Below are 24,173 nucleotides of genomic sequence, written 5' to 3' on the forward strand. Positions count from 1 at the left end.
AGCCGAAACGGCCGGTGATGTAGGCCTCTGTGCGCTTGTCGTGTGGAGCCGTAAACATGAGCTTGGTATCTCCGAACTCGACCATCTCCGAGGGCCGGTCCATGAACTCTCGCAACATGAACGCGGTCTCGTCTGAGATTCGAGCTGCCTGTTGCATGTTGTGCGTGACGATGACGATAGTCACCGTATCCCTGAGCTGCCGCACGGTGTCCTCGATCTGCTGGGTCGAGATCGGGTCGAGGGCCGACGCGGGCTCGTCCATCAGGAGGACCTCGGGGTCGTTCGCGAGCGCCCGTGCGATGCACAGCCGCTGCTGTTGCCCGCCGGAGAGTCGACCTCCCGGCTGACCGAGGCGATCCTTGACCTCGTCCCACAGCCCAGCACTGCGAAGGGCCTTCTCAGCCTTCTCCTCGAGCAGGGGACGGGGATACCGGCCGCGCAGCTTCAGACCAGCGACCACGTTCTCAAACACGGTCATCGTCGGGAACGGATTGGGGCGCTGGAACACCATCCCGATCTGTCGGCGGACGTCGACCGGATCGCAATCGGCTGCATAGATGTTGTTTCCGTCAAGCAGGATGCCGCCCGAGACCCGAGCGCCGCGAACCTCCTCGTGCATCCGGTTGATGCAGCGCAGCAGCGTGGACTTGCCGCAGCCAGACGGTCCGATTATGGCGGTCACCGACTGAGGTCGGATGGACAGCTTCACTTCGCTCAGAATCTGGTCCGAGCCGAACCAGGCACTGAGCCCATCAATCGTGAGGGTCGTGGTCACCTAAGCCTCCGCTGTTGACGATCTGAAAGTATGCGAGCCCCGATCGAGAGTGTGAGCACGACCACCAGCAGCACGATTGCGCCGCCCCAGGCAAAGTCGTGCCAAGACACGATCGCGGATTGAGCGTATGTGTAGATCCTCAACGGCACGGCGTCGGTTGGCTGCGTCGGATCGACGTTCATGAAGTCGTTCCCCAGCGCTGTAAGCAGAACCGGCGCGGTCTCGCCCAAGCCGCGGGCGATTGAGAGCATCACGACCGTGAAGATGCCCGGGGCAGCCGTCGGCAGGACGATGCTCAAGACCACCCTCCACCGCGGGACCCCGAGCGCCAGCGCCGCTTCGCGCAAGTCGTCGGGCACGAGGCGCAAGGTCTCCTCGGCGCCACGAGTGATGATGGGCCACATCAGCACCGAAAGTGCAATCGAGGCAGCCACCGCCGAGAACGAGTGCATGGCGGTCACCACGACCGCCCAGATGAAGGCACCGGCGACGATCGAGGGGGTCGACAGTAGAATCTCGGCGACAAACCGAGTCGCCGACGCAAGCCTGCCGCGCCCATACTCCGACAGATAGATCGCCGTCAGGATGCCAAGCGGGACCGATATAAGGATGCCGATTCCGACGATTATCGCCGAGCCCACGATGGCCTGCGAGATACCACCTCCCGGCACACCCGGAGCCGGCGCAGACTGGGTGAAGAAGTCCATGTTGAGCGCCGGTACGCCCTTGAGTAGCACGTAGGTGATGATCAGTACCAGAGGCACGAGCGCGACCCCGCCGGCAGCCCACATCGAAGCACCAAAGATGCGGTCCTTGAGCTTCCTGCTCGCCATTGAGCGCTCGCGCACGACGCCGTGCGATGTCACCGCCTCGTTCATGGTGTCTCCAACGTTGTCAAGACTTCGGACGGCTTGACGGAGAACCTCTCGGCAGTATTGCGAACGAGCATCCTTGATGCGGCTGCAAGGATCAGTGCGATGACCATCAACAGCACAGCCAGCGCCAGCAATGCGGAACGGTGCAACCCGATCGAAGTGGCCTCACGAAACTCGTTAGCGATGACGGCGGGAATCGTATAGCCAGGTGCCAGCAACGACGCGCTGATACCCAACCCGTTACCGATGAGCATCGCCACGGCAATGGTCTCGCCGAGCGCGCGTCCCAGTCCGAGCATGGTCGCGCCCACGATTCCGTTGCGGGCGTACGGCAGGACCGCCATCTTGATGGCCTCGTAGCGCGTGGCGCCCATCGCGAGTGCGGCTTCGCGCAAATCCCCCGGCACGATGGCGATGACCTCGCGAGTAACAGCCGTGATGATAGGGATGACCATGACCGCAAGGATGATTCCAGCGTTGAGCATGTTACCTGCAGAAGGGGTCGGCTGGAAAAGGTTCCCAATGAGCGGCAACCTCCCCAGCGTCGCGCCCAAGGCCGGCTCGAGCGTCGAGTTGAGGAACGGCGCCATCACGAAGATGCCCCACAGGCCGTAGACCACGCTTGGAATCGCCGCTAGCAAGTCGACCAGCACCGTCAGTGGGTTGCGCAGCCATCCCGAGCGCACCTCATTCAACAGGAGCGCCAGTCCGATCGAGACAGGCAGGGCCAACGCGATCGCGATCGTCGAAGTCACAATCGTTCCGTAGATGTACGGGAGCGCGCCGTAGACATCGGTGACCGGGTTCCACTGGGTGCCGGTGATGAACTCCCAGCCGAATGCTCTAAATGTTGGCATGGCCGCGTAGAGCAGCACGCCAAGCATGACGGCGAGCAAACCGATGAGCGCGAGTGACACCGCAACTGATGAGGAACGGAAGATGCCATCACCGATGCGGAGGCGCCGGGTCACCGGCGCCTCCGCGGGTGCTACTTCTTTCGCCCGACGTGGATCATTGGGCAAGAGTCACATCCCTGTAGGTCTGAGTGCGTACCGAGTAACGGCGCGCGGTGTTTACTGGACGCTTGCGGACGCCTTGACTGCCGTTCCGTTTGCCGTGATCTGGCCAATCTGGGAGATCGAGTCCTGTGCGATGGTGGACGGCAGCGGCACGTAGTTAAGCTTGCCAACTTGGGCCTGGCCCTTGGTCAGTGCCCACGTCCAGAAGTCCACAAGCGTCTGGGCCTTGTCCTGATTGGTCTGGCTCTTGTAGATCAGGATGTAGGTGGTGCTTGAGATCGGATAGGCGCCGGGCGTCTTGGAGTCCAAGATGTTGGTCGTCTCGGTGATCGGGAACGACAGGTCCTGGCCTGCCTTGGCGATTCCATCAGCTGTCGGCGCGACGTACGTGCCGTCGGGAGCCTTAATCGACGCTACACCCAAGGTGGTTGTCGCAGCGTACTGCAGCTCGAGGTAGCCGATAGCGCCCTGGGTCTGCGTCATGGCCTGGGCCACGCCGGCGTTGCCGTTGCCGCCTTGGCCGGTGGGCCACTGGACCGCCTTGCCGGCGCCAACTTTGGTCTTCCAATCGGGGCTTTGCATCGAAAGCCACTGGGTGAAGATGCCTGTGGTGCCCGACGAGTCCGCACGGTGTGCGACCTGTATCGGCAAGTTCGGCAACGTCACGCCGGAGTTCTGAGCAGCAATTGCCGGATCGTTCCAGTTCTTGATTTTGCCGAGGAAGATGTTGGCCACCGTCGTGCCATCAAGCTTCAGGGGGCTCGTGATCCCCGGAACGTTGTAGGCCACGACGACGGCGCCAAGAACAGTCGGGAACTCGATGTAGGGATCGGTGATGGCCGAGGCCTCGGAGGACTTCAGCGGCACGTCCGTGGCACCGAAGTCGACCGTCTTGGCCGTGAACTGCGTGATGCCACCACCCGAACCAACCGCCTGATAGTTGATCTTTGCGCCGGGCTCAACCTTGACGAAGTTCTGAGTCCAGAGCGAGTACACGGGCCCGGGGAACGTCGCCCCTGCACCAGTTAGCGAGACGCCGTTAAACGTCGGCGCCGTGGAAGAGCTGGAGTTCGTGGTGCTGCTCGAGCACCCGGTCACACCGACAGCACCGATCGCGAGAATCGCGATTGCGGCAACCGCCATCCACTTGTTGAGCTTCACTTGAGCTCCCCTTCGTCCCTGTTAACGGATTGAGTTGCTAGACGTCAGTGCGTCTCGAGCAATCCTACGGGCGAGCACTGTATGAGGTGGTTACACGGAAGTTAACTCTGGAACACATATGTAAAAGCCTTGTAAAATCCCTTACCGAGGTGTTTCACGCGTGCCATGATGGCCGCGCCAAGGAACCTAGCCGCCGAGAATTGCCGGTGGCCATAGTCGCGAGGAGATCCTCACGTGGCAACGATCCTCGTCGTCGAAGACGACCCGATCATCCGCCAGACCGTTCAGTACTCGCTCAAGCGCGCCGGCTTCTCCGTCGACGCCGTCGCCGATGGCGCGCTGGCTCTCGAGGCCGCCGAGAAGCTCCACCCCGACCTCGTGCTGCTCGACCTCATGCTGCCTGGAATGGACGGCTACGAGATCGCCGAGCGCCTGCGCGCCGAGGACAAAGAGACCGCGATCATCATGGTCACGGCGCTCGACACGGAGCGCGACAAGGTGCGAGGCCTGGATGCCGGCGCCGACGACTACATCACCAAGCCGTTCTCGATGGAGGAGTTGCTCGCCCGCGTGCGCGCCAACCTGCGTCGGGTTCGTGCCAAGGAGACGCTAGCCGACGACCGCATCATGGAAGTCGGCGACCTGGTGATCGAGCCCAGGAGCTTCCGGGTGTCGGTCGCGGGCGAGCAGGTTCGTCTGCGCTTGAAGGAGTTCCAGCTGCTCGTCGCGCTCGCCGAGCACCAGGGGCAGCTGTCCACCCGCCAGATACTGGCCGATGAGGTCTGGGGCTACGAGCACCTCCCCTCCTCACGCACCATCGACGTGCACATCCGTCGATTGCGTCAGGCGATCGAAGACCCATCGCAGTACGTGTACATCCATACCGTCCACGGCATGGGCTACCGATTCGAACCCATCACCAAGAGCATCATCGCCGAGGAGAGCATCCGTCGTTGAGCCGCTTCTCGCGTATCGCTGACTCGTATCGCGCGCGGCTGATCCTTGGCTACGTGCTGGTTGCTGCGGTCTTCGCCCTGGCGTGGGGCTGGTCGCTCTACGGGCCGCTGCAGGACACCGCGCTTCGCCAGCAGCAGCGCAACCTAACGGCGGTGGCGCACTCGGCCTCGCTCTACGCTGCCGAGACCACCGCCTCGGCGACCGATGTCGCCAAGCAGGTGGCGAAGAACTCCGACATCCGGGTGACGATCGTCGCAACGAGCGGCAAAGTGCTTGCCGACTCGGAGAACAACCCGGCCACCATGGAGAACCACCTGAACCGCCCGGAGATTGCGGGGGCTCTGGCCGGCCGCGTCACCTCGGACCGCCGGACCTCGGCGACTGAGGGCATCCAGCAACTCTACGTCGCCGTCCCGGCGATGCTGGGCGGCAAGCAAGTCGCGCTGCGGGTCTCGCAGTCGATGAACGAGATCGACTCGATCGCCCGCACGTCTCGGCAGCTTGGGTTGGCGCTGTTGCTTGCAGCGCTCGTCATCGCAGTGGTTGTTGCGACGTGGGCAAGCGGCGCTGCATCGCGCCCGCTGCGGGAGCTCTCCGTAGTAGCCGAGCGCATGGCAGGTGGCAACCTCTCCACCGAGATCCCCACCGTCCCCACCGACCTTCAGGCGCTCGCACACTCGCTCGAGACGCTACGCCGACAGATGCGCTCACGTCTCGATGCGCTCGAGTCCGAGCAGCGCACGTTGCGAACGGCACTCGACGGGCTGTCCGATGCGGTCTTCCTCCTCGAGGGCGATCACATCCGATTTGCCAACGACGCCGCCAGCCGCCTGTTCAGGGTGCCGGGGAGCGGCTGGCGCGAGAGTGCCATCGACGAGGTCGGCCTGCCGGCGTCGCTCTCCGCAGCGATCTGCTCGCGCTTGGGCACGCTGCGCCCGTACGCCGCCGAGCTCGAGCCCGACCCGCTCGGCACGACGCTGCGCCTCGTCGTCCTGCCCATCGAGCCCGATGCCGAGAACCCCCGGACGCTGGCCGTCGTCTCCGACGTCACCGACCGCGCACGGCTCGAGCGCGTGCGCCGCGACTTCGTCGCCAACGCCAGCCACGAGCTCAAGACGCCGGTCGCCGGCATCCAGCTGCTTGCCGAGTCCGCCGAGACGGCCGCCGAGGACGGCGACATCACGCAGTCGCTCGAGTTCACTCGGCAGATCGAGGCCGAGGCGTACCGGCTCAAGCGTCTCGTCACCGACCTGCTCGACCTGTCACGCCTCGAGTCGGCTCCTGCGCCCGATGCGATCACGGACGTACGCTTGTCGGTCGACAATGCAATCGCCGGACACCGGGGAGCTGCGGGACGCCACGGACTTGCGCTGAATCTGGACCTCTCGGCGATTCGAGGCGTCGACGTGTTCATGGCCGCCGAGCCAACCGACGTGGCCATCGCTCTGGATAACCTGCTGGACAACGCCATCGCCTATACCGAGCAGGGCTCCGTGTCGGTGACCGTGAGGGCCAGCGAGCACAGCGTCCGCATCAAGGTGACGGACACGGGGCCTGGCATCGCACCGGAACACCTCGGCCGCATCTTCGAGCGCTTCTACCGAGTGGACCGTGCGCGCAGCCGCGAGAGCGGCGGCACCGGCCTTGGCCTCGCGCTCGTGCGCCACGTCGTGGAGCGCAGTGGCGGCTCGGTGACGGTGGCCTCAGAGCCCGGCGCGGGCACCACGTTCACGCTCACGATGCCGAGGGCGCACTAGCCGCCCGAGATGCGCGGGGTCGCTCGTCGCTCCTCGGTCACCGCGCCGAAGTAGCAGGCCGTCGTGAACAGCCACCACGCCCCGCCGAAGAGGCACGAGCCCACTACGTCGCCAAACCAGTGCACGCCCAGGTACACACGCGAGAACCCCACCGCGAGGATGATCAGCGTCGAAGCGATCGCGATCCACCGCTTCACGTGACGGCCGGTCGGGACGTTGAGCATCACGAGCACGCAAAACGTCGCGAACAGTAGAAACGCAGCGAGAGTATGGGAGCTCGGCATCGAGTAGTCGTAGAGCATCGGCGTGATGTTCACGCCCACCGGACGCGGCCGGCGAATCATGTTCTTGAGCACGTAGTTGCCTAGACACCAGCCGACGGCCACCGTCATGAAGATGTAGACGACGCCGGCCCAGTTACGGCGCCGGATCATCCACGCTGCCAGAATCAACGAGGCCGGCAGCACGAACTCGAGACTTCCCAGGAAGGTGGCCCAGCCTGCAGCCCGGTCCAAGAACGGGTTGCGCGTCGAGCGGATCGCCGCCGAGATCGCGGAGTCCAGCGGCAAGAAGGCGCGCCACGACATCGCCAGTAGTGTCACCAGCGCCAGCATCGCAAGTGCCCCGAACGCGACCACAATCCAGCCCGAGCGCGGATCGCGCCTCCACAGCCCCGTGCCCCTGCCCGGTGTTGCCACTCGCTCCCCTATCCTGCTGCGTCGACGAGCCGAGCTGCGATCTGCTTCTTGCGCGACAGTACACCCGGCATCCAAGCCGAGCCTGTCGCGAGCGAAATCCCCAATGCGCGCTCGACCGGTCGACTGGCTCCAACAGCGAGAATCTCGCTGCCTTCGCGCACGATGTCGGTGATCATCAGTACCACCGCATCGTAACCGTGGGTGCTCAGCTGCGCCTCCATCGCGGCGCGAACCTCATCGACGTGCTCGAGCACCGGCGCCACATCGACCGTCTCGTGCTGCGCGACGAGCATGCGCAGCTCGCCGACGCGGAACTCCTTGGCGTCGGTGCTCACGATCTTCTCGGCAGAGAAGGTCTCGCCAACCGAGCGCGAGCGGAAGACGTCCATCCCGTACTCGAGTGGTTCTACACCGATGATACGCGCGAGGTCTGACGCGATACGCCGATCAACCGGCGTGGTCGTGGGCGACTTGAGCAGCACCGTGTCGGTGAGCACCGCGCCGAGCAGGATGCCGGCGATCGACTCGGGAATCTCGACGCCCAGCTCTTGGAAGCGCGTGGCGATGATCGTCGCAGTCGAGCCGAGCGGCAGGTTCAAGAAGAGGATCGGGCCCGCGCTTTGGATGTCGCCGACACGGTGGTGATCGACGATCTCGACCACGGCGGCGTCCTCGATACCCACGGCCGACTGTGCAGCCTCGTTGTGGTCCACAAGCGCTACGCGGCGGCGCGCGCCCCGGGCCACGTCGGTGCGCGTCAGCATGCCCACGACGCGCCCGTGCTCGTCGGTGACCACAGCCTCGCGGTGCGGACTGGCGATGAGGTCCTCGGCCGCCTCGGAGAGCAATGTGTCCAGGCCCACCGCCAGAACGTCGGTGTCCATGATGTCGCCCACCGCGTGCGCGAGCGTCACCAGCCGCGCCGCCGAGTAGGTATCGTGCGGCGTGACGATGAGCGCCGCGCCGCTGTGCTTGGCGAGTTCGACGACGTCGCTAGCGGGCACGAAGCCGCCCGTCGAGATCAGGCAGGCGACGCCGGCGGCGAGCACCATCGGCTGGGTGCGGAGCCTGTCGCCGACGATAACCGTGTCTCCGTCGCGGACGCGCGCTGCCACCGTCGCCGGCTCGGCGGCGCCAACCAGCACGTCGCCGGAGATGGTCGCCTCCGGGTCGCCGGTCACGAGCGTCGCGTCGAGTGCGCGAACGAGGCGGTCGACGGTCACTGGCTGACGCTGGAAGCCAGCCAGCTCTGTCTCGTCGAGGTAGCGCTCGGCAAGCACGCGCTCGCTGACGAGCCCCACGGCGTGCCCCGCGATGTCGACCACAGGCAGCCCGCGAACTCCGTGCTCGCGCATGAGACGCCCTGCGACGAGCATGGGCTCCTCGGCGGAGACGACGATAGGGCCTTCAGTCATGACGTCGCGCACCCGCGTACGGACGTGGGCGATCTCCTCGGGCAGCTGCACGCCGAAGCGCTCGAAGACCCAGCGGGTCTCCTTAGGCACCGGGCCGAGCCGAGCCGGAACGTAGACGTTTCCGGGATCGACGAGGTTCTTGAGGTGCGCATAGGCGACCGCCGAGGAGATCGAGTCGTTGTCGGGGTTCTTGTGGCCGAAGACGAGGATGGGGCCCATTGGTCCTCCGAGGTCAGCGAACGGTTGCGGTGCGACGCGCCAGAACAGCCGAGAAACCAGCGCGGCTAGCTCTTGATCTTCACGATGGGAGCGTACCCGACCAGCAGCTTCTTGGTCTCGCCGGTGCGGTCGAAGCGGATCTCGAGCGCGTCGCCCTTCACGCTGACCACGCGCCCGCGGCCGAACGCCTTGTGGTCGACAGCGTCGCCGACGGCGAACGTCTCGGTCGCCTTCTTGGGCTCCGCGCCGCGTGTGGCACCACTGCCGAAGCCGGTCCCGGTGAGCGCCGGCGCACCTCCGCCGAAGACGCGGCCGCCGACACCCGTGCCATGGCCGAAGCTGCCGTTGCGGTCGCCGCGCTTCTCGAAGCCCGAGCCGCTGACCCCCATCGACCCAACACCCGACGCCGAGACATGCTCGGCGGGAATCTCGCCGATGAAGCGCGAAGGCGGGTTGTGCTGCGTCGTGCCGTAGATCCAGCGCGATGCTGCGTGCGTCAGGTAGAGCCGCTCGCGAGCTCGGGTGATCGCGACGTACGCGAGGCGCCGCTCCTCCTCAAGCCCCTTGCCGTCCGAGTCAAAGATCGAGTTGGCGTGCGGAAAGATCGACTCCTCGAGACCCGCAACGAACACCACCGGGTACTCGAGGCCCTTTGCCGTGTGCACGGTCATGAGCGTGACGTACTCGTCGTCCTCGGCAAGCGTGTCCAGGTCGGTGCGCAACGCGAGCCACTCCATAAAGGCCGGCAGGTCGGGCGCGTCGTGGTTCTCGGCGAACTCGGCAACCACGCCGAAGAACTCGCGGATGTTGTCGGCCCGTCCCGTCGCCTCATCGGTGCGCTCGGCCTCGAGTGCCTCGATGAGGCCGCTCTTTGCGACGATCATCTCGACGACGTCGCGCAGGTCGCCCGACATCGCGCGCAGCTCGTCCATCAGGGCCAGGAAACCAGCGATGGCGGTCCGAGCCCCCGCGCGGTGCTGATCGTCTTCCACGGCGAGGCGTAGCGCCTCCTCGAAGGTGATGTCGCTCTGGTTAGCGACAGCTTCGACGCGCTCAACCGTCGTGCCGCCGATGCTGCGTTTGGGAGTGTTGATGATGCGCTTGAGGCTAATCACGTCGCAGGGATTGACGACAGCCTTGAGGTAGCCCATGACGTCGCGGATCTCCATGCGGTCGAAGAAGCGCGTGCCTCCGACGATCCGGTACGGGACGCCCGCGCGAAGCAATGCATCTTCGAGCTGTCGCGACTGGGCGTTGGTGCGGTAGAAGACGGCGAAGTCGGTGTAGCGCCGATCCTCGCTTCGCAGCAGCTTTTCGATCTCTGCCGAGATGAAACGGGCCTCGTCACGCTCGTCGCTGGCCAGGTAGCTCGAGATCTTCTCGCCCTCGGCATTAGCTGTGAACAGCGTCTTGGGCTTGCGGTTGGGATTGTTGGCGACCACCGCGTTGGCCGCGGCCAGGATGCGCGCCGTCGAGCGGTAGTTCTGCTCGAGCTTGACCACGCACGCCTCGGGATAGTCGGCCTCGAAGTCCAGGATGTTGCGCAGGTCGGCGCCACGCCAGGAGTAGATCGACTGGTCGTCGTCGCCCACGACCATCAGGTTGTGGTGCGCGGCGGCCAGCAGGTTGGTGATGCGGTACTGCGCGTGGTTGGTGTCCTGGTACTCGTCCACGCTGATGTAGTGGAACCTGCGCTGGTAGCTCGCGAGCACCGACGGGTTCTCGGCGAGCAGGGTGTGGGCGTTGACGAGCAGGTCGTCGAAGTCCATCGCGTTGGCGGAGAGAAGGCGCTGCTGGTATCGCGCGAAGACCTCGGCGGCCTTCTTGTCCATCGGCGCGACCGCCTTGGCGGCGAACTCGAGCGGCGTGATCATCTCGTTCTTCGCCGTCGAGATCCGGTGGATCACGCCGTTGAGCGGGTAGACCTTGTCGTCGATGTCGAGTTCGCGCATGACGTCCTTGAACATGCGCTTGGAGTCGTCGGAGTCGTAGATGGTGAAGTTGCGCGTGAAGCCGAGCAGTTCGGCGTCGGCTCGCAGCATGCGCACGCACATCGCGTGAAACGTCAGCACCCACATGCCGTGCGCGCTGTAGCCATAGTCAAGCAGCTGCTTGGTCAGGCGCTCGCGCATCTCGGCAGCGGCCTTGTTGGTAAACGTGATGGCCAGTATCTCGTGCGGGCTGACCCCGAGGTCGCCGATGAGGTGCGCGATGCGGAACGTGAGCACGCGCGTTTTGCCCGAGCCGGCCCCAGCGAGGACCAGAAGCGGACCCTCGGTGGTGATCACGGCGTCGTGCTGCGCGGGGTTGAGTGAGGAGAGATCGATAGCCATAGGAACGGCAGTTTACCACCCCAAAGCGGCCCGCGGGGCGCTATCGGGGACCGAGAGTCGACGTGCCGTCGGCGTAGGTCAGACCGGCCCCCATCGCGGGTGTCACGCGGTTGCCGCGCGCAATCTGCGCGTAGAGCGCCGCACTCGGCCGAGGCGTCCGCACAAACGTGTCGTGGTCGACCTCGGCCAGGCCGAAGCGCGGGCCAAAACCGTGCGCCCATTCGAAGTTGTCGATGAGCGACCAGTGTAGGTAGCCGAGCACCGGGACGCCCTCCTCGATGGCCCGGTGCGTCCAGGCAATATGGTCGAGCAGGAAGCGGCCGCGCTGGACATCGGCCGCATCGGCCAACCCGTTCTCGGTCACGATCATGGGCACACGGTAGCGCGTCCATGCTTCGTGCAGCACGCCATGAAGGCCCTGCGGGTAGATGCGCCAACCCATGTCCGTGCGCGGCGGATCGCCGTCATCATCATCGATGCCCGCAAGCGTCATCGGCGCGTCGTAGTAGTACTGCACGCCGAGCCAGTCCAGGTCGCTTCCCACCAGACTCAAGAAAGCGTGCGCACCCTCCCAGTGGTACAAGCGCCGACGCAGGCCCGAGCCCCAGCTGCCAGCGGCCGGATGAGCCCACGGCATCACGTGCGTCAGGCCGACTGACGTCTGCGGCCCGAGCACGTCGCGTATCGCGCCGCGAGCCGCGTGGTGGGCGGCGGCAAGGCCTCGGTAGGAGCGGTAGGCGGTCACGTAGTCGCCAGTGCGGCCGGGAGGCCAGTCGCCAGTGACGAACGCATGCTCGACGCAGGTGTTGGCCTCGTTCAGCGTCGCCCACAGGTCGACGTGTTCGCCCATCGCCTCGGCGACTCGGCGGGCGTAGCGGCCGAACGCGGTCGCGGCGTCGGGGCGCAGCCATGGAGCACCGCCTTGGGAGAACCACTCTGGGTGGGTGAAGTGCCAGAGCACAACCATGCTCAGCATTCCGCGTTCGTGTATCCCGCGGAGCACCTCGGCGTAGTGAGCCAGAACGTCGATGTCGAAGTGACCCGGCTCTGGCTCTATGCGCGCCCACTCGACCGAGATCCGGAAGACCGACAGGCCCAGAGAGGCTGCGAGGTCGAGGTCCTCGCGCCAGCGGTTCCACGAGTCGCACGCGCGTCCGGACTTCTCGGCAACGCGACCGGCCTGCTCCCAGGCCCACCAGTCCGAGTGTATGTTCCCGCCTTCGATCTGGTGTGCCGAAGTGCTGGCACCCCAGAGGAAACCTGCGGGAAAGACGAGGTCGTCCATGCGCGCACCGGCGCTAGGGGGCGAACTTGATCATCTTGAAGTGCCCGGCCTTCTTGAGGCACTCGCGGTGAACGGGCTTTCGCATGCCTGCCGAGACCTGCATGCTGCCGCACTGATCGCAGACGCTCTTGGAGCACACGCTGCACTCCCCAAGGCGTCGCGCGCCGACAGACCCGCAATGCGGGCATCCGTTCCCGAAGAGTCCGTCCTGAGCCACGTATCACCCCTACGCGATGCCGAGTACCCCACCCTCCACCGCGATCATGGCGCCGCCACGCCGGTTGGCAGCTGCTTACCTAGTGGTTAATCTTCGCCAAGTTCACGGCCGCTCCTGCCACGTTACGCACCAGGCCGACCGCCTAAGTCGCTATGCCTCAATAGTTCCCAATATGTGGTAACTGGCAAACGCACCGACGCTCCGGCCGGATGGCCGAAGCGTCGGAGACTCTACCCTAGGCGGGGCAGGACATGCATGGCTTGTACAACCGCAGAGCTCTAGCAAACCGCGGGAGAACTTCTACGTGAGCTCGTGCCCCTTCGGGTGCCGCAGGACTTCTCAGTGAGCGCGCGGGAGAGTCGCGCTCAACGCGATCCAAGACTGGTATCGGCTCGCTGCAGCGCGCGCTTGACCGCCGCGACACATCGACAATGGTTCGTGTGTGTCCTGCTGCTTGGCTCGCGCGGCCGCAAACGCTAGCGGATCTCGGTGTCCACCGCCGAGGCAACCTTGCGCAGGTCGGTCACCAGGGCCGCGAACTGGTCGAGATCCAGCGACTGCGGGCCATCGCACAGCGCCTCGCGCGGGTTGGGGTGCACCTCGACCATGATGCCGTCCGCGCCGACCGCCACGGCCGCGCGAGAGAGCGCGGGAACGAGGTCGACCTGACCGGCGGGATGCGACACGTCGACGATGATGGGAAGCAGCGAGAGCTTCTTGACCACCGGCACGGCGGTGATGTCGAGCGTGAAACGGTAGGCGGTCTCGAACGTGCGGATGCCGCGCTCGCACAGAATCACGTTCTCGTTGCCGAACATCGTGATGTAGTTGGTGGCCTGCAGCCACTCCTCAATCGTGGCGGCCATGCCTCGCTTGAATACGACAGGCATTCCGCTCTCGGCCGTCACCTGCCCGATCTTCTTCAGCATGCTGAAGTTGGCCATGTTGCGCGTGCCGACCTGCAGCATGTCGGCATACTCGGCGACCTTCTCGGCGTGGGCGGAGTCGGTGACCTCCGTGACGACCAGCAGGCCGTAGGCGTCGGCGGCCTCGCGCAGCAGCTCGAGGCCCTTCTCCTCCAGACCTTGGAACGAGAACGGCGACGTACGCGGCTTGTAGGCGCCACCGCGCATGACCTTGATGCCGAGCTCGGACAGGCACGCCGCGACCTCGTGCATCTGCTCACGGCTCTCAACCGAGCACGGCCCGGCGATGATGGTCATGCCACCGTCGCGGGTGACGGCGCCAATCGCAGGCGCGTTCTGCTCGGCCATCAGCCCCTCATCTCCTTGGAGACGTGCAGGATGGCCTCGTAGATCTCGCGAAGGTCGTCGCCGTAGAGCGGACCACGGTTGCACTTAGCAACGTTGGTGAAGATCTCCTCTTCGCGCTTGGGATCGTAAAGACCCTGGCGCGCCTGCGGCTTGAGCACACGGATATCGAGCGAACACTGGGCGCGCTCGTTGAGCAGCTCGACCAGCTGACAGTCGATTGCGTCGATGCGCTCGCGAATCTCGCCTATCTGGCTTTGGGCGTCGAGGTTCGGGTCGGTCATGACGTGCCCCCTTGCATAATCGTGCCACCCATCCGCGGCACTTACGGTTCACGCATTGTAGCGATATTCGTTGCATATGGCAGCCACGAGCGTCGCTAGATGCCGAGCATCCGCCCGAGCCCGGCCATGACGCCGGAGATGCGCTGCCATATCGAGGGCGAGGCGACGGCGGACGCGCTGCGCGGTGTAGCGACCGGCGCTGGCGGTGGAACGGCGATCGACTCGTCAGCAACCAGCGGCACGCTGGCGACAATCGAGCCGCCGCTGGTGACCTGCAGCGCTCCGAGCGTCTGGCCTGCCTGCACGGGCGCGCTCACGGTCGGCAGGAGCGACACCTGCGTGGTGGTGGAGCCACCACTGCTAGAGACCGTCATCGCCAGTGGTCGTCTTGCATGCACCGTCACGCTCGAGGATGTTCCACCTGAGACGTCGACAACGCCCATGGTCGCATCGGTCGAGACGACATTGCGCACAACCACATGCGAGAAGCCCCACTCCACCATCCTGGTCATTTGAGTGAAGCGATCATTGGGAGCCTCGGCGCCGAGCACCACACCGAGCAGCTCGACGCCGTTGCGCTTGAACGCTCCAACGAAGCAGTAGCCGGCGGGGTCCGTGTAGCCGGTCTTGATTCCCTCCGTGCCGGAGTAGGTGCCAAGCAGTCGGTCGGTGGTGGGGAACGTCGCCCAGCCGCTCTTGCCTCGCGGGAGGCTCGCATGCGTCTGTCCCACGATCGCGCGCAGCTGCGGGTCGGCCATGAGCCGACGCGCGATGACGGAAAGGTCATTAGCGGTCGAGTAGCCTTTGGGACTAAGGCCATGCGGGTCCATCGCACGCGTATGCTTCAGCCCCAACGCCTTGGCCTTGGCGTTCATCATCGCGACGAAGCGCTTCTCGTTCCCGCCGATGCCCGAGGCAAGGGCCTCGGCGGCGCCGTTGGCCGAGTGAACGAGCATGACTCCCAGGAGCTGGCGCACGGTGTACTTCTGGCCCGCCACTAGTCCGACAGCCCCGTCGTCGACCGACGCAGCCTTCTGGGAGACGGTGATCACGTCGTCGAGATTGGTGCGGTCGCGAACGACCAAGGCCGTGAGCATCTTGGTGCAGCTTGCGATGCGCCGAGGCTTGTCGGCGTTGCGCGACCACAAGACCACGCCATCCATCGTCATCACCGAGGCCTCGGGCACATACAGGCTCGGCCCCGATGACTTGGCCGCAAGCGCCGTCGCCGGAACGCCGAGCACACCGGCGGCCAGAGAAAGGGTTATGGCGAATGCGGCGAAGCGCCGCGCGATAGCGTTCGCGTTCAGAGTGGCTCCAATCCTGTGACCAGAGGATACACTGCGACGCAAGCCGACGTGTGGAGAGGCCATGTGGGATTGTGCCCGCGCGCTCGCACACCAGAGCGGTTCGGTAGCCAAGACGAGGAGGCGGGCCACTGTGTGGTCCGCCTCCCGAGTTCGTTCTGTTGAGTCCAGTTACCTCTTGACGACCACGTTCGTGGGCTTGGACCACTTGACCTGCGAGGTGCTGCTCGCATCAAGGTAGACCAGCTTGGCGCGCAGACGGTACTTGCCGAGACGCCCGATCTTGATACTGGCGACGTAGTTCAACTTGCCGGCATATTTGCCGGTCGCCGACACGGTGGCGCTCTGGTTGTAGCTCGGAGCTGCAACCCACCTACCGCGCGAGTTACGCCGGTCGACGCTCACGGTGACAGTGGCGACGGTCGCGCTGGTGCTCAGCGACGGATCGATGTAACCCGTGACCTTGAACGTGCGACCGCGCTTGATCTTTGCGTTCTTGACGAACGGGCGCGAGAACAGCACCGGTGTGGCGACGGGTGCAGTTATGGACGTCGCCTTGGCGTACGTGTGGCAATCGGTACAGGTTCCGCTCATGCCGGGCGCACTGGTCTGGCCGGGCTGAAGGACGGGAGCGGCGAATGCCACCCCGGCTGCCAGGGCGCCGACAACGACAACGGCTGCGACAACGGCGATCAGTTTCTTACCGAGATGCTTGCGCATGGGAAGCAATCCTTCCGATAGGCGATGGCGACCAACAGGTCGCCTTGCTTGTCACCCGTTATTCTCGGCAGTTCGCATGTGCCGAGCGTGAGAGCACTCTGTGGGAGTTCTCACGCACAAACACGAACGCCGACCCTCTCCCCTGGCCGGCGTTCGGAACGTGCTATGCGGTTGCGAGCGCTACTCCCACTCAATCGTACCCGGGGGCTTGCTCGTGATGTCGTAGGCGACCCGATTGATTCCGTCGACCTCGTTGATGATGCGGTTGCTCATCTTGGCGAGCAGGTCGTGCGGCAGACGCGCCCAGTCTGCGGTCATCGCATCTGCACTTGCCACCGCGCGAATGATGATGGGGTGGCCGTACGTGCGCTCGTCGCCCATGACGCCCACCGAACGGATGTCCGGTAGCACAGCGAAGTACTGCCAGACTTCGCGGTTCTCGTCCCAGGCGCCAATCTCCTCGCGCACGATTGCGTCGGCCGCGCGAAGCAGCTCGAGCTTCTCCCGCGTGATCGAGCCGATGATGCGGACGGCCAGGCCGGGGCCCGGGAAGGGCTGCCGGTGGACGATCTCATCGGGCAGGCCAAGCTCGCTGCCGACGGCACGGACCTCGTCCTTGAACAGGGCGCGAAGCGGCTCGATCAGGTCGAAGTGCACGCCCTCGGGGAACGGGATGAGGTTGTGGTGGCTCTTGATCTTGGCAGCCGTCTTGTTGCCCGACTCAATCACGTCGGGGTAGAGCGTGCCTTGCGCGAGGAAGCGCACGCCTTCCAGGGTGGTGGCCTCTTCGAAGAAGACCTTCCAGAACTCCTCACCGATGATGCGGCGCTTGAGCTCCGGGTCGGTGACGTCGGCCAGAAGCGAGAGGTAGCGCTCCTCGGCGTCGACGTGCACGAGGTTGATCTTGAACGTGTCGCGGAACGTGTGGACGACCTGAGCTGCCTCGTCGAGGCGCAGCATGCCGTGGTCGACGAAGACGCACGTGAGCTGGTCGCCGATTGCTCGATGCAGGAGCGCGGCGACCACGCTTGAGTCGACGCCGCCGGACAGCCCGCAGATGACGCGAGCGTCGCCCACCTTGGCGCGGATGGTCTCGACCGCGTCGTCGATGATGTTGACCATCGTCCACGTCGGCAGGATTCCCACGATGTCGTGCAGGAAGTGGCGGATGATGTGCTGGCCGTACTCGGTATGCGCGACCTCAGGGTGGAACTGCGTCGCGAAGAGCTTGCGCCCGGCATCCTCCATAGCGGCGACCTCGGTCGTGATGGTGCGCGCCGTGACGCTGAAGCCTTCCGGCACGGTGCCGACGCTGTCGCGGTGACTCATCCACACCTGCGAAGTTGCCGGGACGCCTTCGAGCAGCTCGCACGAGGCGTCGAGCACGGAAAGCTCGGCGAATCCGTACTCGCCGATGTCGGTCTTGGGGATGTTGCCACCCAGCGCTAGCGCCATCTCCTGGATACCGTAGCAAAAACCCAGAATCGGGATGCCCAGCTCCAGCACGCGCGGGTCCATGTGCGGTGCGCCCTCGGCATACACGCTCGCGGGGCCGCCAGAAAGGATGAGCGCCGCAGGTGCGCGGCGCTCGACTTCCTCGGCTGCTATGTCGAACGGGACGATCTCGCTGTAGACCCGGGCCTCGCGCACGCGTCGCGCGATGAGCTGCGCGTACTGTGCGCCGAAGTCCAGAACGAAGACCGTCGGCTGGCTCTCGTGCTGCGCGGTGCCGGGCACTAGCGGCCCATCCCTACGCCCTGAGACTGCTGCAACGTCTTGCCTTCGGTCTGGAGCGACGGGGCGACCATGACCTCGGCCTTCTGGAAGCTCTTGAGGTTCTCGTAGCCAGTGGTGGCCATAGAGGTGCGCAGGCCGCCGACCAGGTTCAGCGTACCGTCGTTCTGGTGCGCCGGGCCGAGCAGAATCTCCTCAAGCGTGCCGGCGATGCCGCCCTTGACGCGGGTGCCGCGCGGGAGGTCGGCGTGGAAGGTAGCCATGCCCCAGTGGAAGCCGCGCCCGGGGGCCTCGGCAGCACGGGCGAGCGGCGAGCCGATCATGACGGCGTCGGCGCCGCATGCGACGGCCTTGGCCAGGTCGCCACCGGTGCGCATGCCACCATCGGCGATGATGTGGGCGTACTTGCCGGTCTCTTCGAGGTAGCGAGTGCGTGCGGCCGCAGCGTCAGCGATGGCGGTGGCCTGGGGAACGCCGATGCCCAGCACGCGACGCGACGTGCATGCGTGGCCCGGACCGACGCCCACCAGCACGCCGACAGCACCGGCGCGCATCAGGTGCAGCGCGCCCTGGTAGCTGCAGCAGCCGCCGATGATGGTCGGGATGTCGAGGCTTGACACGAACGCGCCGAGGTCGAGCGGCTTGTCGTAGCTGCTGACGTGCTCGGCCGAGACGACCGTACCTTGGATGACGAGAATGTCGAGTCCGCCGGCAAGCGCGGCCTCGAGGTAGCGCTCGCAGTTCTGCGGGGTCAGCGATGCGGCCGCAAGAACACCACCGGCCTTGATCTCCTTGATGCGCTGGGTGATGAGCTCGGGCTTAACCGGCTCGGTGTAGATCTCCTGCATGTTGGCCGTAGCGCACTCGTTGTCGAACGAGGCGATGGCGTCGAGATGCGGGTTGGGATCCTCGTAGCGGGTCTGGATGCCTTCGAGGTTCAGGACCGCCAGACCGCCGAGCTTGCCCAGCGCGATGGCCGAGGCGGGGTCGACAACACCGTCCATCGCCGAGGCGAGCACCGGGAGTGGGAAGCTGTACTCGCGTCCGTTGAAGGCGAACGTCCAGCTGACATCGACGTCGCGCGGGTCGCGCGTGCGCCGAGACGGGACGATCGCGATGTCGTCGAATCCATAGGCCTGCCGAGCGGTCTTGCCACGTCCGATCTCGATCTCCATGCTGCCGAGTCCTCCTCGAAAGGTCTCACGCCCCGCGGGGCGGCGGTTAACGAAGTGCGCCAGAGCGGCTGTGGGGCCTGTCAGGATACGAAAAGGCCAGGCTCACATCGCACGAAATCTGCGCGAGCTGCCTGGTCCGACTCAGTGCTGCATATGGCCCGCAGGCCCGGTTGCGTCTAACACGCGCTCCGGTGTCGACATTCTAGAGTAGTGAGGACGGTTAGTGAACCGCAAAGCGCGAATTGTGCATGGAATCGCACGAAGAAAGCATCCCGTGCCGCCCTGACCTGCGCCGCAACCAAGAGCCGATTCCGCGCGACATCGCTACACGTTGAACTTGAAGTGAACTACGTCGCCGTCCTGCATGACGTACTCCTTGCCCTCGAGGCGCATGCGACCGGCCTCCTTGGCACCCTTCTCGCCGCGCAGCGTCACGTAGTCCTCGTAGCCGATGACCTCGGCCTTGATGAACCCGCGCTCGAAGTCGGTGTGGATGACACCCGCTGCTTGCGGCGCCTTGGCACCCACGGGTACCGTCCACGCGCGAACCTCTAGCTCGCCTGCCGTGAAGTAGCTCTGAAGTCCGAGCAGCTTGTAGGCCTCGCGGATCAGGGTGTTGAGGCCGGGCTCGGACAGGCCGATCTCGGCGAGGTACTCGACGGCTTCCTCTGGCTCGAGCTCGGCCAAGTCGGCCTCGACCTTGGCGCAGATCGGGATGGGGACCACACCGTCGATAGGTGCGAACGTCTCGGCGACCTGTGACTCGTCGACGTTGGCCACGTAGAGCATCGGCTTCATGGTGAGCAGGTGGAGGTCGTAGACCAGATCGCGCTCCTCGGGAGTCATCTCCATCTTGCTGGCGCGGTGGCCCTGATCCATCCACTCGGCGAGGCGCTTCATGACCGCAAGCTTCTCGACAGCCGTCTTGCTGCCCTTGGCTTCCTTCTCGATGCGCGGAGTTGCACGCTCCAGCGTGCCGAGGTCGGCGAGCACCAGCTCGGTGCGAATCGTCTCGACGTCGCTTTCCGGGTTCACCTTGCCCTCGACGTGGATGATGTCCTCGTCGGTGAAGTAGCGAACGACCTCGCAGATCGCGTCGGTCTCGCGGATGTTGGCGAGGAACTGGTTGCCGAGACCCTCGCCCTCGCTCGCGCCCTTGACCAGTCCTGCGATGTCTACAAACTCGACGACGGCCGGCATGATGCGCTGCGGGCTGACGATCTCGGCGAGCGCATCGAGGCGCGAGTCGGGCACGGTCACGAGGCCGACGTTGGGCTCGATCGTCGCGAACGGGTAGTTCGCAGCAACGGCGGCCTTGCGAGTCAGCGCAGTGAAGAGCGTGGACTTGCCCACGTTGGGCAGGCCGACGATACCGAGCGAAAGCGACACAGAGAGCTCCTACTCATCAAGGGTGCATGGACGCCGAGGCGCCCGTCAGGCAGCGGGTATCGTACCACCCTGGGCCGACACGACGACTGCCTCGTTCGGGACGCACTCGACGCCGGGTCGTCGCAATCCGTCGCTGGCGCCGGCGGCCTGTCGTGTATCGTGGGAGTAACTGAGCCGCTCACCAGCCGAAAGGCAGATCCTCGGTATGCGTACTGGCACGAGCCAACCGCTCCGAATAGCGCTCGCCTACGCCGCCGTCGGCTCCGGTCACAGGCTGGTTGCCGAGTCGGTCCAAACCGCCATCAGCGTCGCCTCCCCGGTGGCCGAGACTGCGCTCTTCGACTGCCTGAGCCGCGGGCCAGCCAGCGCTTGGGGCAGCTCGGCGGCGCTCACGTACACAGGAGCGGCTGGGGCGCTCTACGACGCGGTATGGGGAAGCAAGCTCGCCGGAGCGGTCGGCCGGCCGTTGGCGAGCGCCATCGGCTCGGCGGTCCTGTCGCAGTTCATCGCCGAGCTGCGGGCATTCGAGCCGGATGTCGTCGTAGCCACCCACGCACTTCCGGCGCTACTCGCGGTGCGAAATCGGCGGGCCGGCCGGCTGAAGGCGCGCACCATCGCTTCGGTGGTGACCGACTGGCAGGTCCACGCCTACTGGCCGCGGCACGGGGTCGACATGATGTGCGTGCCGAGCGAGGCCGCGGCGCTCACGTTTGGGACCGGCGAGCCGCGGCCAACCGTCACCGGCATTCCTGTCCGAGAGCAGTTCTTGGCGCCGCCGTCGAAACCGGTAGCTCGCGCGAGTCTGGACATCGGCTCGGACAGCCGCGTGGTGCTGGTGCTCGCCGGCTCGAAACAGGCTGCACCGTACGCGGCGCTCAGGCGCTCGCTCGCGCTCGCACTGCCCGAGATCGCGAAGCAAGCTGACGAGATCATCCTGCTCGCAGGTGACGACGAGTATGCATTCGAGATGAGTCGCGCGCTCGCGGGAGCGGGGGGCTCGCGCCTCCGCGTGCTGCGCTACGTCGAGGACGTGGCCGTACTCATGGCTGCTGCTGATCTCGGCATCATCAAGCCGGGGGGTGTCGCGTCGGCCGAGTGCGTTGCCTGCGGTCTGCCGACGGTCGTCGTGGGCCCCGCCTTCGGCCAGGAGCGCGCGAACGCGCGCGTGCTGGCTGGGGCGGGAGCGTCGGCCTACGTCGAGCGACCCGATGTGCTGGCCGAATGCGTTGGGCGGTTGCTCGCGGACACGCCTGTCTTGGAACGCATGCGCGAGGCATGCTGCGACCTGCGCCGTCCCGACGCCGCCACTCGGGTGGCGGAACTGGTGTTGGGGTGTGCGACCGGCAGCTAGTGGCGGCGCTTGTGGAGCCCGGCGTAGAGGAACGCGCCTCCCACCGTAAGCAACAGGGAGAACAGCGACCAGAAGAGCTTCGCTATCCACGACATGCCCGAGCCCCCGAACTCGGCCATCCCGCTCCAGATGCCCCAAGCCAATATGAGCGCCACGGGCGCGATGATAATCGCCTTGCCGGCCAGCTTGGCGAAGATGTTGTCGTAGGACGCGATTGCGGCCAGCTCGGCTGACGGCATCGCTGTACTGGCGGCGGTCCTCAAGTCGGGCGCGCTTTGAAGGCTGCCCTCGCGAACGTCACGAAGCGCGCTGCGCGGGTGACCTTCTGTGCACTCACCTTCGGGCGAGAGTTGCACGTAGCGGTTGCAGCTGCTGCAAAACGCGGTTCTTGGCATGCGGACGACAACCTCCTTATCGAGGACGGGACTCGTCAGGAGTTATCGGCACGTGTGCCGAGAAGAACAAGCCCGTGCAGTACCTGCGAAGGGACCCCGACCTGATCGGCCGGGGTCCCTGGGAGTTGCGCGTGCGCGCGGGTGGAGCGATGAGGCGAAGTGCCTACATCATCCCGCCCATGCCACCCATGCCGCCCATGGCGGCAGCTGCGCCACCGTCGTCCTTTGTGGGGATGTCGCTGACGGCAGCCTCGGTGATCAGGATTAGCGCCGCGATCGAAGCGGCGTTCTGAAGAGCCGAACGCGTGACCTTGACCGGGTCGATGACGCCCATCTTGAGCATGTCGCCATACTCGCCGTTGGCGGCGTTGAGGCCCTCGCCCACAGGCAGCGTCTTGACCTTCTCGACCACGACAGAGCCCTCGAAGCCCGCGTTAGCAGCGATGGTCTTCATCGGCTCGACGAGCGCCTTGCGGATGATGTTGATACCGACAAGCTCGTCAGCGTCGGTGGTGCTCAGCGCGTCGAGCGCGGGAAGCGCGTCGACAAGCGCCACGCCGCCGCCGGCAACGATGCCCTCTTCGACAGCCGCGCGGGTCGCCTGAAGGGCGTCCTCGATGCGGTGCTTCTTCTCCTTGAGCTCGGTCTCGGTCGCCGCGCCCACCTTGATGACGGCCACGCCGCCGGACAGCTTGGCAAGACGCTCCTGGAGCTTCTCGCGGTCGAAGTCGGAGTCGGAGTTCTCGATCTCGGCCTTGAGCTGATTGATGCGGGCCTTGATTGCGTCCTCTTCACCGGCACCGTCGATAATGGTGGTGTTGTCCTTGGTGATCTTGACGGTCTTGGCGCGGCCGAGCATGTCCAGCGTGACGTTCTCGAGCTTCAGGCCGAGCTCTTCCATGATGGCCTGGCCACCCGTGACAATGGCGATGTCCTCCATCATGCGCTTGCGGCGATCGCCGAAGCCCGGAGCCTTGACGGCGATGCAGGTAAACGTGCCACGTAGCTTGTTGACGATGAGCGTGGCCAGAGCCTCGCCCTCGACATCCTCGGCGATGACGAGGAGCTGACGGCCGGCCTGCATGACCTTCTCGAGCACGGGCAGCAGGTCCTGGATGTTGCTGATCTTCTGGTTGGCGATAAGAATCAGCGGGTCGGTGAGCACGGCCTCCATGCGGTCGGGGTCCGTGACCATGTACATCGAGACGTAGCCCTTGTCGAACTGCATGCCCTCGACGGTGTCGATGTCGATGCCGAACGTCTGGCTCTCCTCGACGGTGATGACGCCGTCCTTGCCCACGACATCCATGGCGTCGGCAATCTTGGCGCCGATCTCGTCGTCGGCTGCCGAGATGGCACCGACGTGCGCGATCTCGTCCTTGCCGCCGATCTCCTTGGCGTTGGTCTTGATCTGGGCCACGATCGCGTCGACGGCCTTCTCGATACCGCGGCGGATGGCGAGCGGGTTGGCCCCGGCGCTGACGTTGCGCAGGCCTTCCGTCACGATGACCTGAGCGAGCAGCGTGGCGGTGGTGGTACCGTCGCCGGCGACGTCATTGGTCTTGACGGCGACTTCCTTGACGAGCTGGGCGCCCATGTTCTCAAGCGGATCGTCAAGCTCGATCTCCTTGGCGATCGTCACGCCGTCGTTGGTTATCGTCGGCGCGCCGTACTTCTTCTCGAGCACGACGTAGCGGCCTTTCGGGCCGAGCGTGACCTTGACGGCATCGGCGAGCTTGTTGACGCCGTTGGCAAGCCCGTGACGGGCCTCCTCGTCGAAACGGATCTCCTTAGCCATAGCCTCAGAATCCCCTTTCAGTGGTTGGATGGGTTCGG

21 protein-coding genes are annotated in these 24,173 nt (G+C 65.4%); 3 read left to right on the top strand and 18 right to left on the bottom strand.

Going from position 1 to position 24,173, the window contains the following annotated elements:
- The 4 genes from pstB to pstS form a co-directional block, all read right to left on the bottom strand.
- A partial coding sequence (pstB, locus tag P4L93_03455) for a phosphate ABC transporter ATP-binding protein PstB (protein ID MDR3686001.1) occupies positions 1-775 on the bottom strand: 775 nt, incomplete at its 3' end.
- The gene (pstA, locus tag P4L93_03460) at positions 772-1,653 is read right to left on the bottom strand and encodes a phosphate ABC transporter permease PstA (GenBank protein ID MDR3686002.1); all 882 of its coding nucleotides are present in this window, start codon (positions 1,651-1,653) and stop codon (positions 772-774) included. The genes pstB and pstA, both read right to left, overlap by 4 nt.
- A complete protein-coding gene (pstC, locus tag P4L93_03465) occupies positions 1,650-2,621 on the bottom strand; it encodes a phosphate ABC transporter permease subunit PstC (protein ID MDR3686003.1) in 972 nt (323 codons plus the stop codon). Before pstC ends, pstA begins: the two co-directional genes overlap by 4 nt.
- A gap of 102 nt (positions 2,622-2,723) precedes the next feature.
- Positions 2,724-3,830 carry a phosphate ABC transporter substrate-binding protein PstS gene (gene pstS, locus P4L93_03470; protein MDR3686004.1) on the bottom strand — a complete coding sequence of 369 codons (1,107 nt, stop codon included), beginning with the start codon at positions 3,828-3,830 and terminating at the stop codon, positions 2,724-2,726.
- Between the two features lie 234 nt (positions 3,831-4,064).
- Here pstS and P4L93_03475 point away from each other — a divergent pair, with 234 nt between their 5' ends.
- Entirely contained in the window at positions 4,065-4,787 is a 723-nt protein-coding gene (locus P4L93_03475; protein MDR3686005.1) for a response regulator transcription factor, read from the top strand.
- Positions 4,784-6,544: an ATP-binding protein gene (locus P4L93_03480; GenBank protein MDR3686006.1), complete on the top strand. Its 1,761-nt coding sequence runs from the start codon at positions 4,784-4,786 to the stop codon at positions 6,542-6,544. The genes P4L93_03475 and P4L93_03480 overlap by 4 nt, the downstream gene beginning before the upstream one ends.
- On the opposite strand, the gene P4L93_03485 is transcribed toward P4L93_03480, so the two are convergent.
- From P4L93_03485 to ychF, 12 genes are all read right to left on the bottom strand, one after another.
- Positions 6,541-7,242 carry a phosphatase PAP2 family protein gene (locus P4L93_03485; GenBank protein MDR3686007.1) on the bottom strand — a complete coding sequence of 234 codons (702 nt, stop codon included), beginning with the start codon at positions 7,240-7,242 and terminating at the stop codon, positions 6,541-6,543. The two genes, P4L93_03480 and P4L93_03485, sit on opposite strands and share 4 nt — an antisense overlap.
- An 8-nt stretch (positions 7,243-7,250) precedes the next feature.
- Positions 7,251-8,876 carry a putative manganese-dependent inorganic diphosphatase gene (locus P4L93_03490; protein ID MDR3686008.1) on the bottom strand — a complete coding sequence of 542 codons (1,626 nt, stop codon included), beginning with the start codon at positions 8,874-8,876 and terminating at the stop codon, positions 7,251-7,253.
- Between the two features lie 65 nt (positions 8,877-8,941).
- Positions 8,942-11,209: a UvrD-helicase domain-containing protein gene (locus P4L93_03495; GenBank protein MDR3686009.1), complete on the bottom strand. Its 2,268-nt coding sequence runs from the start codon at positions 11,207-11,209 to the stop codon at positions 8,942-8,944.
- A 40-nt stretch (positions 11,210-11,249) separates the two neighbouring features.
- The gene (locus P4L93_03500) at positions 11,250-12,494 is read right to left on the bottom strand and encodes a family 1 glycosylhydrolase (protein ID MDR3686010.1); all 1,245 of its coding nucleotides are present in this window, start codon (positions 12,492-12,494) and stop codon (positions 11,250-11,252) included.
- A 13-nt stretch (positions 12,495-12,507) separates the two neighbouring features.
- Positions 12,508-12,633: a hypothetical protein gene (locus tag P4L93_03505; GenBank protein ID MDR3686011.1), complete on the bottom strand. Its 126-nt coding sequence runs from the start codon at positions 12,631-12,633 to the stop codon at positions 12,508-12,510.
- A 554-nt stretch (positions 12,634-13,187) separates the two neighbouring features.
- Positions 13,188-13,985: a 3-deoxy-7-phosphoheptulonate synthase gene (aroF, locus tag P4L93_03510; protein ID MDR3686012.1), complete on the bottom strand. Its 798-nt coding sequence runs from the start codon at positions 13,983-13,985 to the stop codon at positions 13,188-13,190.
- A complete protein-coding gene (locus tag P4L93_03515; GenBank protein ID MDR3686013.1) occupies positions 13,985-14,266 on the bottom strand; it encodes a chorismate mutase in 282 nt (93 codons plus the stop codon). The genes aroF and P4L93_03515 overlap by 1 nt, the downstream gene beginning before the upstream one ends.
- Before the next feature lie 95 nt (positions 14,267-14,361).
- Positions 14,362-15,639, bottom strand: coding sequence for a D-alanyl-D-alanine carboxypeptidase (locus P4L93_03520; protein MDR3686014.1), 1,278 nt, complete (start codon positions 15,637-15,639; stop codon positions 14,362-14,364).
- A 105-nt stretch (positions 15,640-15,744) separates the two neighbouring features.
- Positions 15,745-16,293 carry a hypothetical protein gene (locus P4L93_03525; protein ID MDR3686015.1) on the bottom strand — a complete coding sequence of 183 codons (549 nt, stop codon included), beginning with the start codon at positions 16,291-16,293 and terminating at the stop codon, positions 15,745-15,747.
- 180 nt (positions 16,294-16,473) lie between these two features.
- Positions 16,474-18,030 carry a glutamine-hydrolyzing GMP synthase gene (gene guaA / locus P4L93_03530; protein MDR3686016.1) on the bottom strand — a complete coding sequence of 519 codons (1,557 nt, stop codon included), beginning with the start codon at positions 18,028-18,030 and terminating at the stop codon, positions 16,474-16,476.
- Positions 18,030-19,202 carry a GuaB3 family IMP dehydrogenase-related protein gene (locus P4L93_03535; protein MDR3686017.1) on the bottom strand — a complete coding sequence of 391 codons (1,173 nt, stop codon included), beginning with the start codon at positions 19,200-19,202 and terminating at the stop codon, positions 18,030-18,032. Before P4L93_03535 ends, guaA begins: the two co-directional genes overlap by 1 nt.
- A gap of 324 nt (positions 19,203-19,526) precedes the next feature.
- Complete coding sequence (gene ychF, locus P4L93_03540; protein ID MDR3686018.1) at positions 19,527-20,591, bottom strand: redox-regulated ATPase YchF; 1,065 nt, start codon at positions 20,589-20,591, stop codon at positions 19,527-19,529.
- Positions 20,592-20,796: 205 nt separating this feature from the next.
- Here ychF and P4L93_03545 point away from each other — a divergent pair, with 205 nt between their 5' ends.
- Complete coding sequence (locus tag P4L93_03545; protein ID MDR3686019.1) at positions 20,797-21,942, top strand: glycosyltransferase; 1,146 nt, start codon at positions 20,797-20,799, stop codon at positions 21,940-21,942.
- Here the strand turns inward: P4L93_03545 and P4L93_03550 are convergent.
- Together P4L93_03550 and groL are read right to left on the bottom strand one after the other, a co-directional pair.
- The gene (locus tag P4L93_03550) at positions 21,939-22,337 is read right to left on the bottom strand and encodes a hypothetical protein (protein MDR3686020.1); all 399 of its coding nucleotides are present in this window, start codon (positions 22,335-22,337) and stop codon (positions 21,939-21,941) included. The genes P4L93_03545 and P4L93_03550 overlap by 4 nt on opposite strands.
- Positions 22,338-22,500: 163 nt before the next feature.
- Complete coding sequence (gene groL / locus P4L93_03555) at positions 22,501-24,135, bottom strand: chaperonin GroEL (protein ID MDR3686021.1); 1,635 nt, start codon at positions 24,133-24,135, stop codon at positions 22,501-22,503.
- Between the last annotated feature and the right edge of the window lie 38 nt (positions 24,136-24,173).

It is taken from the genome of Coriobacteriia bacterium (genome assembly GCA_031292615.1).
Classification (GTDB): Bacteria; Actinomycetota; Coriobacteriia; order Anaerosomatales; family JAAXUF01; genus JARLGT01.